Here is a 16528-nt window from a genome sequence, read left to right on the forward strand (position 1 = left end):
CTAAGGGGTTCTCTCAGAAATCCGCCGCCAAACCGACGAAACCGCCATCTCGGGCCAGGATAATATCGTCCAGACTGTCCTTCTGGCTGATCTGTTTCTTGGTGACGCCATTCTTACCCAGGCTGTACAAATCGTATTTGGTGTTGATGGGGTTAAGCGCATGATCTTTTCGGACTGAGCCCATGGTCCCTGGCCCCCCCTCTATGATATTGAGATAGACATAGTCTCTACCCCAGGGGTCCTTGCCGTTGTTGGGCAGAGCCGAGGTAATGTCGCTAAGCGCATTCGGGTAATGAAATTCGCGGGTGTAATACCGTTCGATTTCCGTCTGTATGGCTAGCAGATAGCTAATAGCCAGATCGTTCTTACTTTTATCGATATAACCGTTGTAGGCAGGTATCGCAATGGCCGTCAACACCGCCATAATAGCGACCGCCAACAGCATCTCCATCAGCGTAAAGCCTTGCCCTCCCCTGTTTTTTCTGTACATTTGATTCCAAAACGCCTCGAGAAATTTGCAGCCCTGGCTTGGCAAAGCTGAGCAAAAGCATACGGACGATAATCCCACGCACAAACCCTTTCGTGACCATCGCCAGGTTGCTTATTCTAGCAGAGTTGCTCTAAACGTCCGGTTTCGTAGGGTACCCTAGCGTTTTTCGTTCGCAAAGCCCTTTTGCAAAACGCCTTGTTGGTAATATTTTTTGATGTCTATGTTGTAATCCTGGGCTTTGACAATGCCTTTGATAGTCAACACCTTGCCGTGTTCATCCAACAGCATATCCGCTAGATTGACGATTCTTTCCGGAATCCGCTGTTTCTTGGCATCGAGCAACAGGATGACTTTCGGCCGCAGCTTCTGCAATTCATTCACCTCCACCACAATGGCGATGTAACCGTTGGTCATCATGACGATGCTGCCGGGCGGATAAACCCCCAGACATTCTATAAATTTGATCACCAAACGCTCATCCAGCTGAGAGCCGGCCATATTGGCCAAGATATTGGTCGCTTCCAGATGCGTCCGGCCTTTCTGATACACCCGGTCGCTGGTGATGGCATCGTACATATCTACGATGGTGACGATTCTGGTGAAGAGCGAAATCCCTCTTTCGCCGATACGCCGGGGATAACCTTTGCCGTCCAAGGTTTCGTGGTGAGAATAGGCCGTGTCTATCGCCCCTGGATACATTTGATCGCTGGATTTGAGCAGTTCGTAGCCCAGAGCGGCATGCGAGCGCATAATCGCCAGCTCCTCAGGTTCCAACTTACCGGGCTTATTCAGAATATCCAAAGGCACCAACATTTTACCCATGTCGTGCATCATCCCGCACAAGCCGACATTGTTGAGATTGGCTACGGAAAAATTCAGGTATCGGCCCAACACAATAGCCAAGGCGCAAACGTTCAAGCTATGTTGGGCGGTATATTTGTCTTTGTTCTTGAGCTGGTTCAGCCACAAAAAAGCATCCGGCGAATGCAAAATGCTGTTTACGCATTGCGAGACCGCTTCTTTGGCAGCCTTTGTGTCTATGCCTTCGCCATTGGCGATGCGCTCCATAAAGTTGGATACCAACTGACCCACTTCTTTATGAACATGTTCGGCACGTGCAAACTCTTTCTCGAAAACACTTAGCTTTGGCGGTGGCGGCGCACCAAAATCAATATTGCTCTCGCTGAGCAAACTGTCTTGAGTGGTTTTAGCCTGGACCGGGCGTTTTCTTTTGCGGGTGGCGTCGATATAGACGTACTGGCAAACGTCTTTTACCGCGCGAATATCGGCTTCCGTTTCCAGTTCAAATCCTTGAAATAAGAACGGGCTCTCCAACCAAGGCCGGTCCAGTTCGATGACATACATGCCGACGGTCAACTGGCTAACCGGCGTGTAGATGCGCTGATTGACATCGAAGGAATCATCCTTCTTCGCCTGACTTTTCAGCTTGCGGCGGAAAGGCCACCAATTCTTAAAGAACATACAAAGACAATATCATTATTAAATTCGAGAAATACCGCATGAGTAAGTAAAAATTTGGCTGCAAACCGCCACCTACAGGTCCCGTGATAAAACCGGATATACGCCTGCTTATGCCCGCGGCCCAAGATTGGCATCAATTATAGAGTGTGTAGGCGATTATTCACCGAAGTCGTCCGGGCAAAGCAGCAAACTCCCGTTATCGGCAAGCCAAATCAAGACACAGCGTGATCGCTAAAGGACCGGGGCCAAAATCCGCGGCGAATACGCACCTAGCCCCCGCTTCAAATAAAAACCCCGCGATTTATGTTGGTTAGATAACAGGCCTTACAAAGAATGTTGCTAATCCGACCATCGAAAAAGCTAGAAATATTATTTTTAATCCTTTATTTTCAATTACTTAAAACACATCAAAACTTTGGCACGGCCATTGCAATTATCTGGTTGTTATTAACAACACCTACTCAAGAGGAGAAGATCATGGCGAAATTACGTCAATGTGCTATTTACGGTAAAGGTGGTATCGGTAAATCTACCACCACGCAAAACCTGGTTGCCGGCTTGGCTGAGCTGGGCAAAAAAGTAATGATCGTCGGTTGCGACCCTAAAGCCGATTCTACTCGTTTGATCCTGCATGCGAAAGCGCAAAACTCTATCATGCAAATGGCAGCTGATGCCGGTAGCGTAGAAGATTTGGAACTGGAAGACGTATTGAAAGTGGGTTACCGCGACGTTAAATGCGTTGAATCAGGCGGTCCAGAGCCAGGTGTAGGTTGCGCCGGCCGTGGTGTTATCACCGCGATCAACTTCTTGGAAGAAGAAGGTGCTTATACCGACGACCTCGACTTCGTATTCTACGATGTATTGGGTGACGTTGTTTGCGGTGGTTTCGCGATGCCAATTCGTGAAAACAAAGCCCAAGAAATTTACATCGTATGCTCAGGCGAGATGATGGCTATGTATGCTGCCAACAACATCGCTAAAGGTATCGTGAAATATGCTAACTCAGGCGGCGTGCGTTTGGCCGGTTTGATCTGCAACAGCCGTAACACCGCTCGCGAAGACGAACTGATCATGCAATTGGCTGCCAGAATGGGCACACACATGATTCACTTCGTACCACGTGACAACGTTGTCCAACGTGCCGAAATCCGTCGTATGACAGTAATCGAGTACGAACCAACCGCGAAACAAGCACAAGAGTATCGCGACTTGGCGCAAAAAATCATCAACAACACCAACTTGGTGATCCCAACTCCAATCACTATGGACGAGTTGGAAGACTTGTTGATGGAATTCGGCGTCATGGAAGAAGTTGACGAAAGCGTTGTCGGTGTAACCGCAGCAGCCGAAGCTTAATCAGTATGTAGGTTGGGCCGGCTGTTAGCCTGTCCAACCTGCTTTCGCATAGTTCCTAACAAGTCTGTGGGGGATTACCCAGGACTACCAGGAGGATTTCATCATGGCAGCCATGACAAGAGAAGAGACCGAAGCGCTTATTCAAGAAGTGCTGGAAGTCTATCCCGAAAAAGCTAAAGCTGATCGCGCCAAACATTTGGCCATCAACGATCAAAGCTTGGAAAAATCAAACAAATGTATCACTTCCAACCGTAAATCCCTGCCCGGCGTGATGACCATTCGTGGTTGCGCCTACGCGGGTTCCAAAGGGGTAGTTTGGGGTCCTATTAAGGACATGATCCATATTTCACACGGCCCGGTTGGCTGTGGTCAATATTCCCGTGCCGGTCGCCGTAACTACTATGTAGGTACTACAGGCGTCAACACCTTCGGTACCATGAACTTTACTTCGGATTTTACCGAGAAAGACATCGTATTCGGCGGCGATAAAAAACTGGCCAAATGTATCGACGAAATCGAAACCTTGTTCCCGCTCAACAAAGGCATCTCCATTCAATCCGAGTGCCCAATCGGTTTGATCGGCGACGACATCGAAGCGGTTTCTAAAGTTAAAAACAAAGAGTACAACAAAACCATCGTGCCGGTGCGCTGCGAAGGTTTCCGTGGCGTCTCTCAATCTTTGGGTCACCATATCGCTAACGACGCGATTCGCGACTGGGTATTGGAAAACCGCGACGGCGATGAAAGCTTCCCAACTACCCCTTACGACGTAGCCGTGATCGGCGACTACAACATTGGTGGTGATGCTTGGGCTTCACGTACCTTGTTGGAAGAAATGGGTCTGCGCGTTGTGGCTCAATGGTCTGGCGACGGTACCATTGCCGAGATCGAAAAAACCCCAAAAGTGAAGCTGAACCTGATTCACTGCTACCGTTCGATGAACTACATCGCCCGGCACATGGAAGAAAAGTACAACATCCCTTGGATCGAGTACAACTTCTTTGGCCCGACTAAAATCGCCGAGTCTTTGCGCAGAATCGCCGCTCACTTCGATGACACTATCAAAGAAGGTGCTGAGCGCGTCATCGAACGCTACAAAGCCGAATACGATGCCGTCATCGCTAAATACAAACCACGCCTGGAAGGCAAACGGGTGATGTTGTACATCGGCGGTCTGCGTCCGCGCCACGTTATCGGCGCTTATGAAGATTTGGGCATGGAAGTGGTGGGTACCGGTTACGAGTTCGGTCACAACGACGACTACGACCGTACTATCAAAGAAATGGGCAACGCCACCTTGTTGTATGACGACGTCACCGGTTACGAATTCGAAGAGTTCGTGAAAAAAGTCCAACCTGACTTGGTCGGCTCAGGCATCAAGGAAAAATACATTTTCCAAAAAATGGGTGTGCCTTTCCGCCAAATGCACTCCTGGGATTACTCAGGCCCTTATCACGGCTACGACGGTTTCGCCATCTTCGCCCGCGATATGGACATGACCATCAACAACCCTTGCTGGAAAAGCTTCAAAGCGCCTTGGAAAACCGAAGCGACCGAGAGCGAACCTGTCAAAGCGGTTGCGTAATCCGTTGGGTGGGCATTGCCCATCTTAACTCCCGGAAAGGTGGGCAAACTGCCCACCCTACTAGGAGCCAAAATGTCGGTCGGGATTTCATTCCCGGCAAAATCCAATCAACGCCGGACCACAGATTAGTGGCGCGTTAGGAGATTATCATGAGCCAAAATGTCGATAAAATAGAACCCAGTTATCCTTTATTCAGAAATGACGAGTACAAGGAAAGCTTGGCCAACAAACGCGAACAGTACGAAGAACGTCATCCACAAGACACCATTGATGAAGTGTTCCAATGGACGACTACCAAGGAATATCAAGAACTGAACTTCCAACGTGAAGCGATCACGGTTAACCCTGCTAAAGCTTGCCAACCTTTGGGCGCGGTACTTTGCGCACTGGGTTTTGAAAAAACCATGCCTTATGTGCACGGTTCGCAAGGCTGCGTGGCTTATTTCCGTACTTACTTCAACCGTCATTTCAAAGAGCCTATCTCTTGCGTATCTGACTCGATGACAGAAGACGCGGCGGTATTCGGCGGTCAGAAAAACATGTTTGCCGGTTTGGAAAACGCGAAAGCCCTTTACAAACCCACCATGATCGCAGTATCAACCACCTGTATGGCGGAAGTTATCGGCGACGACTTGAACGCATTCATCAACAATGCCAAAAAAGAAGGTCACGTCGATCAAGACTACCCTGTGCCATTTGCGCATACGCCTAGCTTCGTCGGTAGCCATACCACGGGTTGGGACAACATGTTCGAAGGCATTGCCCGCTACTTCACCCTTGAAAAAGGTATGTTGCCTGAAGGTAAATACGAAGTTGGCAGTAACAACAAAATCAACTTAGTCCCCGGCTTTGAAACCTATTTGGGCAACTTCCGCGTCATTCACCGGATGTTGAACGAAATGGGCGTTGACCACACTTTGTTGAGCGATCCTACCGAAGTACTGGATACGCCTGCTGATGGCCACTTCAACATGTATGCCGGCGGCACCACGATCGCCGAAGTTGCAGATGCGCCTAACGCGATCACTACCGTGTTGCTGCAACCTTGGCAGTTGGAAAAAACCAAAAAATTCGTTGAAACTAGCTGGAAACACGACGCGCCGAAATTGAACATCCCGATGGGCTTGGAATGGACCGACCAGTTCCTGATGAAAATCTCTGAACTGACCGGCAAACCGATTCCAAAATCGCTGGAAGTGGAACGAGGCCGTTATGTGGACATGATGACCGACTCGCACGCTTGGTTACACGGCAAAAAATTTGCCCTGTACGGCGACGCAGACTTTGCTTTGGGTATGACCAAATTCCTGCTGGAAATGGGCGCCGAGGTAACAGACGTGTTAGTCAACCACGCCAACAAACGCTACAAAAAAGCGGTTGAAGAAGTGTTGAAAGCCTCGCCTTACGGCCAAGAAGCGACGGTACATATCGGCAAAGATTTGTGGCACTTCCGTTCATTGATGTTCACCAACAAACCGGACTTCATGATCGGTAACTCCTACGGCAAATTTATCCAACGTGACACCTTCTACAAAGGCGAAGAGTTCGAAGTACCGTTGATCCGTATCGGCTTCCCCATCTTTGATCGTCACCACTTGCACCGTATGACCACATTGGGCTACGAAGGCGGCATGTACATGTTGACCACCATCGTTAACGCCTTGTTGGAGCAGTTGGATAAAGAAACCAAAGGTATGGGAACCACCGACTACAACTACGACTTGATTCGTTAAGCGTAGGGTGGGCACCGATTCAGGCGCCCACCAGTCAATCATATCGTGTCGGGTTACAGCGCAGGCTTAACCCGACCTACACTTGTCTGGAGAATCCCAATGCCTAGCGTCATGCTCAGGAAACGCGAAGACGGCAAATTGCTGTTCTACATCGCTAAAAAAGACCTTGAAGAAACCATCGAATCCTTAGAATTTGACAGCGCCGATAAATGGGGCGGTGAAGTCACTCTGGGTGACGGATCCAAATATTACTTTGATCCGCTGTCACCTCCGCCTAAAATCCCTACAACTTTGCAAGCTAAACGGTTATCGGAGGAATAAAGCCATGTCTCTGTATATTGTTGCCGAAGAATGCATTTCCTGCGGCGATTGCCTGCCGGTGTGCCCTACCGACTCCATCAAGGAAGGGGCAATTGTTTTTGAAATCAACAAAAAAACTTGCACGGAATGCAATGGCGATTACGACGAACCGCAATGCGTCAAGGTTTGCCCAATCGACAACTGCATTCTGCCTTTAGTGGCTTGACGCCATGAGCCAGTCTACCTTAACCCGGGAACTGGCACTGCGCATCGGGCTGGCGGCTCGCGCCCTGCCCGATACCCCTCCCAAACTGTTTATCTCCGTGCTCCGTGCCTGTATAGGCACAGCATTAAACGACAAAAACCTGGCCGAACTCGGCAAAGCCCAGTTCCAACAAGCCTTAAACAATTTCGGCATTGTGGCCAACGCCGACAGTATCCGTGAATCGTTGCGCATTCTGCAAAACAGCGAGGAACCCGCGCCGATAGCCGATCCCTGCCAGACAATTGCATCCGCCAGCTCGATCCGAATTGCCATCGGCAGCGACGATCCGCAGTTAATTAGCGGTCATTTTGGCTCGTGCCGGCAGTTTTTGATTTATCAGATTGCCGCGGACGACGCCCGGCTCGTCGATGTGCGCAGCATCGATAGCGACGCGCAACGGCAGCATGACGACAAGAATGTGTATCGCGCAGAACTGATCGCCGATTGCCGAGTGTTGTATATTGCTTCTATCGGCGGCCCGGCGGCGGCAAAACTTATCAAATACGGCATTCATCCGGTTAAAGCCGACCAGGGCGAAGCCATCACTCAAATTATCAAACAACTGCAAATCGTTTTAGCGCATGCCCCGCCGCCGTGGCTGGCTAAATCGATGGGCATCCAGCCCGTGCAGCGCGTTTGTTTCGAACAGGAATCCTAGCGATGATTAGTCCAGAGCAACTGCAAACCATAGCCGAGAAAATTAACGGCCAAGCCTTGAACGAAACCGTCGTCAGTGGACTGCGCGGCGAATACCCCGGCGTCCATTTCACCTATTGCATGGACGACGACCTGCCCAACAATGAACCGTTATTGGAAGGTGCGGGATTCAATCTGTACTTGGTCGATGGCCGCGAACATTGCTTACGCATTACCGATAATTACGAAAATGCCTCGGGCATTGTGATCGCCGAAGTTATTCCCGAATAAGACGATAATATGGCGGAACAAGACAGCCCTGTTACTCTGCCCGTCGCCGATTGCAGCCTCTGCCCGTTCCGGGGGAAAACCCTGCTGATGGGCCGGTGCATGCCCGGCGATACTTGCGTGTTCATCAATAGCGGCCGGCAAATCGACCGTTTCTTTCGGGTCAATCCGGCCTACGCCACGCTTTATTTGCAAGACCCGTTCTGGGAACGCCGGGCCATCGCCGTGCGCTACGCACCGCTAAAAGCCTTGTCGGCGCTGATCACCGACGAAGACGAAGTGGTGCGCCGCGCTGTCGCGTTTCGTCTGCCGGCCCAGCAGCTACAAGCCTTGATCGACGACCCGGACCGCGAAGTACGCATGACGGTCGCGGACCGTATCGATCCGGAACACCTGGAGTTGCTGGCTGACGACCCCGACTATATCGTGCGCTTGATGGTCGCCAAACGCCTACCGCCGGGCCGCTTGTTTCGTTTCATCAAAGACGAAGACTTACAAGTACGCAAGCGCGTTGCCGAACGGCTGCCGGAAGTCAGCCTGGGGCTGATGGCTAACGACCGTTCGCCGGATGTGCGGCGCATCGTCGCGGAACGCATGGCGCCGGAAGACGCAACCATGCTGTTAAACGACGAAGATTGGGTTGTGCGCTACACAGCGGCACTAAAGGTCGATCCCGCGCAACTCGCCGCTCTCGCCGAGGATCCGGAACCGGATGTCCGCGAACTGGTAAGGCAACGCTTACATTCAAACTCCACACCTGAAGCCGATCATGACTGAATCAAGACTCAATCTTGCCGGACAAGACATTACCGATTGCTGTAAAAAAATCATCCCCGGCCAAACCGACGATTTGCTGCTCAGCAAACTACAGGCGCTGATTCCCGACCACCCCATCCGCCTGGCTTTGACCGGTGATGAATGGTACCGGCTGGGCGGCGTGGTGGATATGGACGGCAAACGCATCGCCAACGATTTAATCGAATGGGTGGAACGCACCTATCTGGAATGCGGGCAAAACCTGCAAACCCTGATCGATTACACGCTGGAACAAAAACTGATCGCCACCAAACAGACCGGCAAAACCCTGTATTTTGTGGTACAGACCGGCACCAAAGCCGAAGATTTTACGCTGATCGAAATTGACAAGACTCACGAAGTCTCTGATCGAATGCTTGTCGACGAAAACAATCCACCCGACGATCTGGAAGAATTCATCGACCCGCTGCAACCCTTTTGCATCGAGAGCTTCGGCTTTGGGCATTCTCGGTACACCTACCGGCGCAAGACCGATGTCAAGCTGTTCATGGAAGTGATTAACGAGCGACACCCCGGCGAACATCCGGTACAACGCTTCATGGAAGACTGGAACCGCAGCAGCGCCGGCCAGAAGCACAGCATGTCCGAAGACTGGATCATCCGCCCCTACCGGCACACCGGCCGCTTCGGCGAACAAATCGTCAACGTGGAAATCGTCAACACCCACAAAAACAACCTGCCGCATCTGGAAGACTTTGCCGGCAAGAAAGGCAGTGCGTTAAGTAATGTATTGAATCGCTTTGACCGGCAGGCAGGTTATCCGTTTGCCTGGTTTTTTTACATGGTCAAAGGCAAGCTGGTGTCTACTCACAGCGCTGACGCAGTCTACAAGGATATTTCCGGGGATTTTGCTTATTTGCCGGAGCGGGATGAGGCGGTGTTGAGGGATTGGATTTCTACGCCGTATAACGTTTGAGGTGTTGAATTGGCCGTCGTCCTTGCTGGGCGTAGGGTGGGCACGGCTTTTTGTGCCCACGCGGTGATGGGTTTAATGTGTCGCTAACGCGAAGGTTGTTTTGTATGTCGGGTCTCGGCCCGACAGCCGAGATACTTTCTTTTGTGTGGCCAAAAGAAAGTATCCAAAGAAAAGGCCACCCGAATGCCGCTTATTCCCTGCGCTCCGAAGCTTTTGAACGGGGTTGCCGAAAGGGGCTTCCTGCCCCTTCGGCAACGTGCGGCATCCCTGCCGCACCCCTTCGGGCTATTCCGTCCAAAAGCTCCGGTGCTCGGCGCGGCATACGGGAGTAAAGCCCTCTCGGGATCAGAATATCAATGCATGATTTGCGTGAGAGCCATAAGTTTTTACAATGGAATACGTTTGCGATCCCTTAGCCTACTTCCAATCCGGAAAGAACGGATCAATTTAGCAACTTCGTCCATTTCGGTAGTGCTCTCAATTTTTGCAGCAAACCCCATTCGCCCTACTACAGCAGGCAAGGAAAAAGTCCAATACAAACTCATCAGCGGATTTATAAATAATTCGCTACCGCTGGTTCGAGATGTCACTTGATGATCCCCAAATTCACCTTTTATCGCGCTAGCAACCGAATTTGTAACAATAGAATGCCTAACGCGCATATTTTTATTAAGGTAATCAACCAATTCCAGGTACCCTCTGCCCTCATACATATCCTTGGTTAAAGAAAAAGCGCCCAAATAGCCATCGTCCTTGATTAGTGTCGCAATATTTTCAAGACAGGCGTGGTGATTAACATCGTGGAAATGATCTATTCCAAAACCTACCATCGCCATTAAGCTTTGTTTTACGGCTACGCCGCTGGCAGCAATCATAGAACATGCATCTTCAACAACCGTGCCTATCCCCGGCTCATCCCCAAAAATCAGACTATCGGTGCCACCATCAACCAATACCAGCGTATCGATTTGATGACGCTCGACTATTTCGGCGTAAGCACTTCTCAACGGTAAGACGCCAATTTCATTCGAAAACGCATACATTGCCGACTCTTCTCCCCGAGACGACAACCACTCCAAAATGCACCTCTCTGGAAAATACGGCAAGTCGGCAGATTGTTTATTGACAAGAAAAGCGCCAGGGCAAATTTCTTCGCAATTCGTTAAGCCAAGCTCTGTAAAAGAGAGATTAGCCATCGTGACTTGCTTACCAAGGCGACGCAAATATAGGTAGATGGGGACACCACTGACAATATCAAATCCTCCGCCAACCCCAGCAATTAAAAAGCGTTGTCCATTTGCCAACGCATCGAAAAATGGAATGTTCACGTAAAACCTTTAGCTTAGTGATGTAAGGCCGTAAGTTGCAATGGGTAGGGCGTCAATAGGCGTAGCCGTATTGCGCCGTATGTTGGCTTTAAATCATTCGGCGCATTACGCTGTCGCTAATGCGCCCTACAAAATTTCATACAAAATAATCTGTCGAGTTCCGCGCGGGGTTTCTCCCGTATGCCGCGCCGAGCACCGGAGCTTTTATCGAGAATTGCCCGAAGGGGTGCGGCAGGGAGAGCCTGCCCCGCTTTTTCGGGCATGCCGCACGTCGGCGGAGGGGCTGGGAAGCCCCTTCTGCCGACCCTCGATAAAAGCTTCGGCGCGCAGGATCAAGCGGCATCCGGGTGGCTTTTCTTTGGATACTTTCTTTTGGCCAAGCAAAAGAAAGTATCTCGGCTGTCGGGCCGAGACCCGACATTAAATTAAGCCGTCGCGTTAGCGACACAAAAAACAAACCTCAATCACTAGCCGTCTTAAACCGAGCCGCCGCCCCCAACAAACCAGTAACAAAAAACGCCGTCCCCACCAACGTAAACCGCAAATTCAGCTTCTCAATCGCCAAATCGTCCGTCGCATACAGCATGAAAATCACCGCAATCCCACCCCAAGCCAGAAAACCCAACACCGCGGAAAGGATGGTTTTACTCAGGGCTTCGGCTTCGCTGGCCGGCGCGTCCATCCGGTAGGCGACGAAACCGCAAATCAGCGCCGGCATAATCCCCCAGCGGGCGTGATCGAGGAAACTGTCCAGGAAATTAAAATCATCCCGGCGATAAAAGGTTAACTCCAAGATAAACGTCGAGATGGTGGTACTGACCAGGAAGCAGACGAACATGATCGCCATGTAAAAGCCGTAATTCTGCTCAGCAGGTTCCTGTTGATGGCGGAATGCGATGCTCCGCAAAGCAAAAACCAGTGTAATGGGCACCACGTAAATGGCGATTGAATAGGCTATCCAGCGCAGGGTGGTATAGCTAAAGTGCGGTAACGGTTTGTCCGGAAACAGAAACACGTTGTGCAACGCCACCGACACTTCCCGCCCCAAAATCACGCCAAACGCCGTCGCTGCGGCGAATATCAGCAGGTATTTATAAGTGTGCTTCAAGCGCGCTTCGTGCACATTGCCGCCGAGTTTTCTGACCGTCTCCCACATGTCGTTTTCGCTGGGACTGCCGAATACCACCGCCGCCGCCAGCAATCGGCACAGCAGTCCGGTCAGTCGGTCCAAATCCTTCAGCAAGTTGACCGTCTTGGTGTAATGCGGCTCGGCTTCTTTCCAAATATTCACTTTTTCCGACATTGCATTATAGGAGATGCAAATCTCGCCCCATTTCAGCGAGGGTTCGCTAAACAGGCGACGATACGAAGATTGATCGGCATAGTGTTGGATTTGGTCGAACAGCAGGCTGTTATGCGCCCATTTGTATTCGACCGTGGCGCCGGATTTATCGAAATCGCCGGCGTCGATGCTTTGCACCAACAGACGATCAGCGATTTGGGCTTTTATCTTGTCGTCCGCCGCCGACAGCCGGGATTTGATCAGCGCGTTATACACTTCGACGGCTTTGGTCGGAATCGCAAAGGCGTCGTGAATGCTGTCCCGTAAAATCAACAACGGATTAAATGGGCTTTCCCAAGCGACGAAAAACAGCATGATGCCGGCAGCAATTAGCGGGAACAGTTTGTTACCATCCAGACCGTAGAGCAGATTCACCAGTTCACCGGCGCGTAAATGACTAACGATCAGCGTTACCAACGGCTCCAGCGGCAGCCATTGCCAAGTCAGCAATAAAAACAATCCAGCCATCAACGAGCAGTAAAGGACAATCCCGCTCCAGTATGTACTGCGCCGGATAAAGTACTGCGGCAAGGTCGGTTCCGCTCCGAGCTGGATCCGGCGCTTTTGAAACGAGCGATAAGCCAAAAACCCGGCGGCCAGAGTGCCGAGCAACAGAATCAGAAAATTGATCAAAAATTCGATGGTCATTGTTCCAACGTGATTATGCAAAGTTTGGGAAAGCGGCCATGCCGGCTGACGGCCATTCTAAAGCAAAGCCTCGCGTTTTAGCGAAGGCAATTAGTCGAGCCGGTTGGAATCGGTAGCAACAGGATTACCCTGCATCGCAGGTGTATGAACGGGGTTGGCGTGTCAGGCAGACAAGGCCAGCGAATCTTCCAGCGCGATTTCCAGCTCGGCCAGCATAATCTCCGACAGGCCGAGCCGACCGGCTTCCTCGCTGCTGGAGATCACCAGATCGGGCTGCGGCCGCGGCGCAATACCCAGTTTGTAGGCGACCATGTCGGCTACGCGCACCAACAGTTCCACTGTGCCGGTATGTTCGGTGGCTGGCTGATGATGATTGGCGGCAACCGTACGATAGGTTTCCGGTAAATTCCATTCTTGCAGCAACCATGCGCCTTTGCTCTCGTGCTGGCGGATGATCAGTTCTCGCTGCAAATCGGCAGGTAAATTTAGATTGAGGTCCTTGGCCGCCAGATCTTCCAAGCAGCGCAGCAGCAACAGTTCGCCAATGTCGTGAAACAGGCCGGCCATGAAAGCTTCTTCCGCTATCGTCTGGAACGACAAACGCTTGGCCAGCCATTCGGCGCCCAAGGCCACCGCAACGCTATGCTGCCAAAGTTTGACCATGTATTGCTGAGTGGCGGCATCTTTTGCCGCAAACAAGCCTTTCTGCGTGACCAAAGTGGCAATCTGGACGATGCGCGGCAAACCCAAACGGACCAGAGCATCCTTGACCGTGTTGATTGATCCCAAGCCGGCATAGAATGACGAGTTGGCAACGCGCAAAATTTGGCTGGCTAAACTGGCGTCCATCGCCAATTGTTTGGCAATCGCGTCCAGCGAGCGATTTTCGTCTTGCAAGGCCAAACGCAGCTCGGTTACCGCCCGCGGAAATACCGGTAAGGCACTGGCTCCCGAGGTAATGGCCTCGTCTATCAATTCGGAAAGCGATTTTTCACTCATAAGATTGGATTGTATTATTGGCTCATCGACTGCCCAACAAGCGGCGCAGTTCGTATAAAGGGCGGGGTTTTCCAAAACGCGGCAGATTGCGGATCACTTCCTGTAGCGAGGTAGCACCGGCGGCGGCTTTCACCAAACCATCCTCTAGCAGGGTAACCAAGCCCGCCGTCTCCAGGCTCACCCGCCGGATTTCGTAGGAGGTTTTGCGCTGCAATATCGCATCTTTGACCAATTCGTTCATCGACAAAAGCTCGAACACGCATACCCGGCCGGAGTATCCGGTAAAACGGCACTTTTCGCAGCCCTTGCCCAACAAAAATTGAGCGCCGGCAATGTCATCCGGCGTCACATTCAGCCGACGCAGCAAAGCCGGGTCAGGCTTGAACGGTTCGGCACAATGCCGGCACACTCGGCGCAACAGGCGCTGGGCGACTACCGAAACTACAGTCGAAGAAATCAGAAAAGCCTCGATTTCCATGTTCAGCAGCCGCAGCAAGCCGCCGATGCTGTCCTCGGTGTGAAATGTGGTCAACACCTTGTGGCCGGTCAGGGCCGCCTGAATTGCGGTATCCGCGGAAAACTTGTCGCGGATTTCACCGAGTACGATGATGTCCGGGTCCTGGCGCACGATGTGGCGCAGGGTTTCTTCGTAAGTCAGATTGATCTTCGGATTGATCGAACATTGTGCGACGCCGTCAATCACGTATTCGACCGGGTCTTCGGCGGTAACGATGCTGACTTCCGGAGCGTTCAGGTAATCCACTGCGCTATACAGCGTCGTGGTTTTACCCGAACCGGTCGGTCCGGTGATAATGACAACGCCGGTCGGCACGTCCAGCGAATCTTGAACAAAGCGTTCCAGCATCAAGGGCGCCATGCCCACTTCGTGTATGTCCAGCAATTCTGTCTTGCGGTTCAATAGCCGCAAGACGATTTTTTCGCCGTTGATGGTACTGAAAAACGAAGCGCGCATGTCGATCACGCGATTGCTGCTGGCCTGTTCGAACATGACCCGACCGTCTTGATGTCGGCGCTTTTCGGCAATATCGGCGCCGGCCATCACTTTAATCCTACTAATCAAGGCCTGGGCAATTTCAACCGGAAAGTCCCGGTAGTGCACCATTACGCCGTCGATCCGTTGCCGCACCCGGACCTTATGCTCCAGCGGTTCGATATGTATATCGCTGGCTCCCTGGCGTATCGCGTCTTCAAAGATCCGGTTGGCAACCGCGACGGCCGACTGCTCGCCGACGGCTACTTTTTCGGCGCCGGTATTACGCTCGTAATTGAGCAGAAAACGCATGATCTGCGAATACCGCCCCACCGCCGGAATGATCTCGGCGCCCAAGACGTGCCGGGCCATCTCGATGGCGTTTTGATCCAGCGGGTCGCCGAAAGCCACCAATACGCCGTCCATTTGTTTTTCGATAGGCAAAAAACAATGCTTGTTGGCGGACTTCAACATCGGCTTGGTCATCAGCGTCTGATCGATCACGGCAGTACTTAAATCGATAACCGAAATGCCCATCAGGTCCGCCAAAACCTCGAGCATTTTCATTTCCGATATCAGATTACGTTCCACCAGAATTTCGCCCAGGCGTTTGCGTCCTGCTTTTTGCCGTTGCTCGGCCAGCGCCAAATCCAGGTCGGTGTTGGTGATATACCCGAACTCCACCAGGAACAGGCCTAACTTGACTTTGACCGGGTGGTTACGAAACAACTCGACCAGTTGGTTGTGGGTGACATAACCCAGATCGCAAAGCACCAACAAAATCGGCTTTGGCGACTCCAGTTTGCCTTGCACCCGCAAGGCGTATTTCAGTTTTTCGGCATCGATCAGGCCCTGATCAACCAATAGGCCCAAGAAGTTTTCTGTGAAGCTTTTGCCGGAATCACCAGCGTTGCTGTTGCTTATGTTCATTGCCGCGTAATCGTCGTTGTCCAGCGGAGCGAAAAGAAAGGGGGCATGCTATCAACAGGTGTTGGAGGATGGATCATAGTCTATACAGCGCTAGCTAAACGAATTTTAAGCCGCGACTACAGTCGCCAGGCCTTACGCCACCCTGCGCGCCACCTACCAGCAGACTAACAACAAACACGAGGGGGGCTTCGAACGAAGACGAGAAACCGAGACAAGCAAAATCAAGAGATCTCCCGCCTGCGCCGTCTGATACTTTCGTCCTTGAACCGAAGGTTCAAGTGGAAACCAAATCCAGTCAATCAGGCTTCCTGAATAAACAGGCATGCGCACCATGAATGGCAAAAAGTTTCCGGGGTAAAAACAGGTTCAGGAAACACCCAGTACTGCTCGAACGCCGCAGGAGATTGGACTGATAGTCTACCG

At 51.6% G+C, this 16528-nt stretch carries 15 protein-coding genes and 1 other RNA gene; 9 read left to right on the forward strand and 7 right to left on the reverse strand.

The features are described 5' to 3' along the window. Window positions 1–13 precede the first annotated feature (13 nt). Together JL719_RS20045 and JL719_RS20050 are read right to left on the reverse strand one after the other, a co-directional pair. Entirely contained in the window at window positions 14–490 is a 477-nt protein-coding gene (locus JL719_RS20045) for a type IV pilin protein (RefSeq protein ID WP_033159058.1), read from the reverse strand. Between the two features lie 156 nt (window positions 491–646). Next, window positions 647–1972 (reverse strand): cyclic di-GMP phosphodiesterase, encoded by a 1326-nt coding sequence (locus JL719_RS20050; protein ID WP_033159059.1) that lies wholly within the window; start codon window positions 1970–1972, stop codon window positions 647–649. A gap of 477 nt (window positions 1973–2449) precedes the next feature. On the opposite strand from JL719_RS20050, the gene nifH reads away from it, so the two are divergent. The 9 genes from nifH to JL719_RS20095 all read left to right on the forward strand — a co-directional run bounded on the left by nifH (window position 2450) and on the right by JL719_RS20095 (window position 9867). Next, window positions 2450–3328: a nitrogenase iron protein gene (gene nifH, locus JL719_RS20055; protein WP_033159060.1), complete on the forward strand. Its 879-nt coding sequence runs from the start codon at window positions 2450–2452 to the stop codon at window positions 3326–3328. A gap of 103 nt (window positions 3329–3431) precedes the next feature. Continuing rightward, on the forward strand, window positions 3432–4913 hold the full coding sequence (gene nifD / locus JL719_RS20060; protein ID WP_033159061.1) for a nitrogenase molybdenum-iron protein alpha chain: 1482 nt from the start codon (window positions 3432–3434) through the stop codon (window positions 4911–4913). Between the two features lie 149 nt (window positions 4914–5062). After that, entirely contained in the window at window positions 5063–6646 is a 1584-nt protein-coding gene (nifK, locus tag JL719_RS20065; RefSeq protein WP_033159062.1) for a nitrogenase molybdenum-iron protein subunit beta, read from the forward strand. A gap of 99 nt (window positions 6647–6745) precedes the next feature. After that, window positions 6746–6967, forward strand: coding sequence for a putative nitrogen fixation protein NifT (gene nifT / locus JL719_RS20070; RefSeq protein WP_033159063.1), 222 nt, complete (start codon window positions 6746–6748; stop codon window positions 6965–6967). A gap of 4 nt (window positions 6968–6971) precedes the next feature. Further along, the gene (locus tag JL719_RS20075; protein WP_020483289.1) at window positions 6972–7172 is read left to right on the forward strand and encodes a 4Fe-4S binding protein; all 201 of its coding nucleotides are present in this window, start codon (window positions 6972–6974) and stop codon (window positions 7170–7172) included. Between the two features lie 4 nt (window positions 7173–7176). Then, a complete protein-coding gene (gene nifX, locus JL719_RS20080; RefSeq protein ID WP_033159064.1) occupies window positions 7177–7869 on the forward strand; it encodes a nitrogen fixation protein NifX in 693 nt (230 codons plus the stop codon). 2 nt (window positions 7870–7871) lie between these two features. Beyond that, window positions 7872–8138 carry a DUF6129 family protein gene (locus tag JL719_RS20085; protein WP_026603355.1) on the forward strand — a complete coding sequence of 89 codons (267 nt, stop codon included), beginning with the start codon at window positions 7872–7874 and terminating at the stop codon, window positions 8136–8138. Between the two features lie 9 nt (window positions 8139–8147). Further along, a complete protein-coding gene (locus tag JL719_RS20090; RefSeq protein ID WP_033159065.1) occupies window positions 8148–8912 on the forward strand; it encodes a 4Fe4S-binding leucine-rich repeat protein in 765 nt (254 codons plus the stop codon). Further along, window positions 8905–9867, forward strand: coding sequence for a hypothetical protein (locus JL719_RS20095; protein ID WP_033159066.1), 963 nt, complete (start codon window positions 8905–8907; stop codon window positions 9865–9867). Before JL719_RS20090 ends, JL719_RS20095 begins: the two co-directional genes overlap by 8 nt. Window positions 9868–10253: 386 nt before the next feature. On the opposite strand, the gene JL719_RS20100 is transcribed toward JL719_RS20095, so the two are convergent. The 5 genes from JL719_RS20100 to ssrS all read right to left on the reverse strand — a co-directional run bounded on the left by JL719_RS20100 (window position 10254) and on the right by ssrS (window position 16511). Then, window positions 10254–11195, reverse strand: a complete 942-nt coding sequence (locus JL719_RS20100) for a DUF1152 domain-containing protein (RefSeq protein WP_033159067.1) — start codon at window positions 11193–11195, stop codon at window positions 10254–10256. A 460-nt stretch (window positions 11196–11655) separates the two neighbouring features. After that, window positions 11656–13185 carry a hypothetical protein gene (locus JL719_RS20105; protein ID WP_033159068.1) on the reverse strand — a complete coding sequence of 510 codons (1530 nt, stop codon included), beginning with the start codon at window positions 13183–13185 and terminating at the stop codon, window positions 11656–11658. 162 nt (window positions 13186–13347) lie between these two features. Beyond that, window positions 13348–14184 carry an HDOD domain-containing protein gene (locus JL719_RS20110; protein WP_033159069.1) on the reverse strand — a complete coding sequence of 279 codons (837 nt, stop codon included), beginning with the start codon at window positions 14182–14184 and terminating at the stop codon, window positions 13348–13350. A gap of 22 nt (window positions 14185–14206) precedes the next feature. Beyond that, complete coding sequence (locus JL719_RS20115) at window positions 14207–16105, reverse strand: GspE/PulE family protein (RefSeq protein ID WP_033159070.1); 1899 nt, start codon at window positions 16103–16105, stop codon at window positions 14207–14209. A 226-nt stretch (window positions 16106–16331) separates the two neighbouring features. Then, a non-coding RNA gene (gene ssrS / locus JL719_RS20120) (6S RNA) lies at window positions 16332–16511 on the reverse strand. Window positions 16512–16528 lie beyond the last annotated feature (17 nt).

Source organism: Methylomonas sp. LW13 (assembly GCF_016865255.1).
Classification (GTDB): domain Bacteria; phylum Pseudomonadota; class Gammaproteobacteria; order Methylococcales; family Methylomonadaceae; genus Methylomonas.

Bases quoted from the DNA above. Each gene is read 5' to 3' on its own strand.
- JL719_RS20045 (WP_033159058.1), bottom strand. From the start codon at position 490: ATGTACAGAAAAAACAGGGGAGGGCAAGGCTTTACGCTGATGGAGATG.
- JL719_RS20050 (WP_033159059.1), bottom strand. From the start codon at position 1,972: ATGTTCTTTAAGAATTGGTGGCCTTTCCGCCGCAAGCTGAAAAGTCAG.
- nifH (WP_033159060.1), top strand. From the start codon at position 2,450: ATGGCGAAATTACGTCAATGTGCTATTTACGGTAAAGGTGGTATCGGT.
- nifD (WP_033159061.1), top strand. From the start codon at position 3,432: ATGGCAGCCATGACAAGAGAAGAGACCGAAGCGCTTATTCAAGAAGTG.
- nifK (WP_033159062.1), top strand. From the start codon at position 5,063: ATGAGCCAAAATGTCGATAAAATAGAACCCAGTTATCCTTTATTCAGA.
- nifT (WP_033159063.1), top strand. From the start codon at position 6,746: ATGCCTAGCGTCATGCTCAGGAAACGCGAAGACGGCAAATTGCTGTTC.
- JL719_RS20075 (WP_020483289.1), top strand. From the start codon at position 6,972: ATGTCTCTGTATATTGTTGCCGAAGAATGCATTTCCTGCGGCGATTGC.
- nifX (WP_033159064.1), top strand. From the start codon at position 7,177: ATGAGCCAGTCTACCTTAACCCGGGAACTGGCACTGCGCATCGGGCTG.
- JL719_RS20085 (WP_026603355.1), top strand. From the start codon at position 7,872: ATGATTAGTCCAGAGCAACTGCAAACCATAGCCGAGAAAATTAACGGC.
- JL719_RS20090 (WP_033159065.1), top strand. From the start codon at position 8,148: ATGGCGGAACAAGACAGCCCTGTTACTCTGCCCGTCGCCGATTGCAGC.
- JL719_RS20095 (WP_033159066.1), top strand. From the start codon at position 8,905: ATGACTGAATCAAGACTCAATCTTGCCGGACAAGACATTACCGATTGC.
- JL719_RS20105 (WP_033159068.1), bottom strand. From the start codon at position 13,185: ATGACCATCGAATTTTTGATCAATTTTCTGATTCTGTTGCTCGGCACT.
- JL719_RS20110 (WP_033159069.1), bottom strand. From the start codon at position 14,184: ATGAGTGAAAAATCGCTTTCCGAATTGATAGACGAGGCCATTACCTCG.
- JL719_RS20115 (WP_033159070.1), bottom strand. From the start codon at position 16,105: ATGAACATAAGCAACAGCAACGCTGGTGATTCCGGCAAAAGCTTCACA.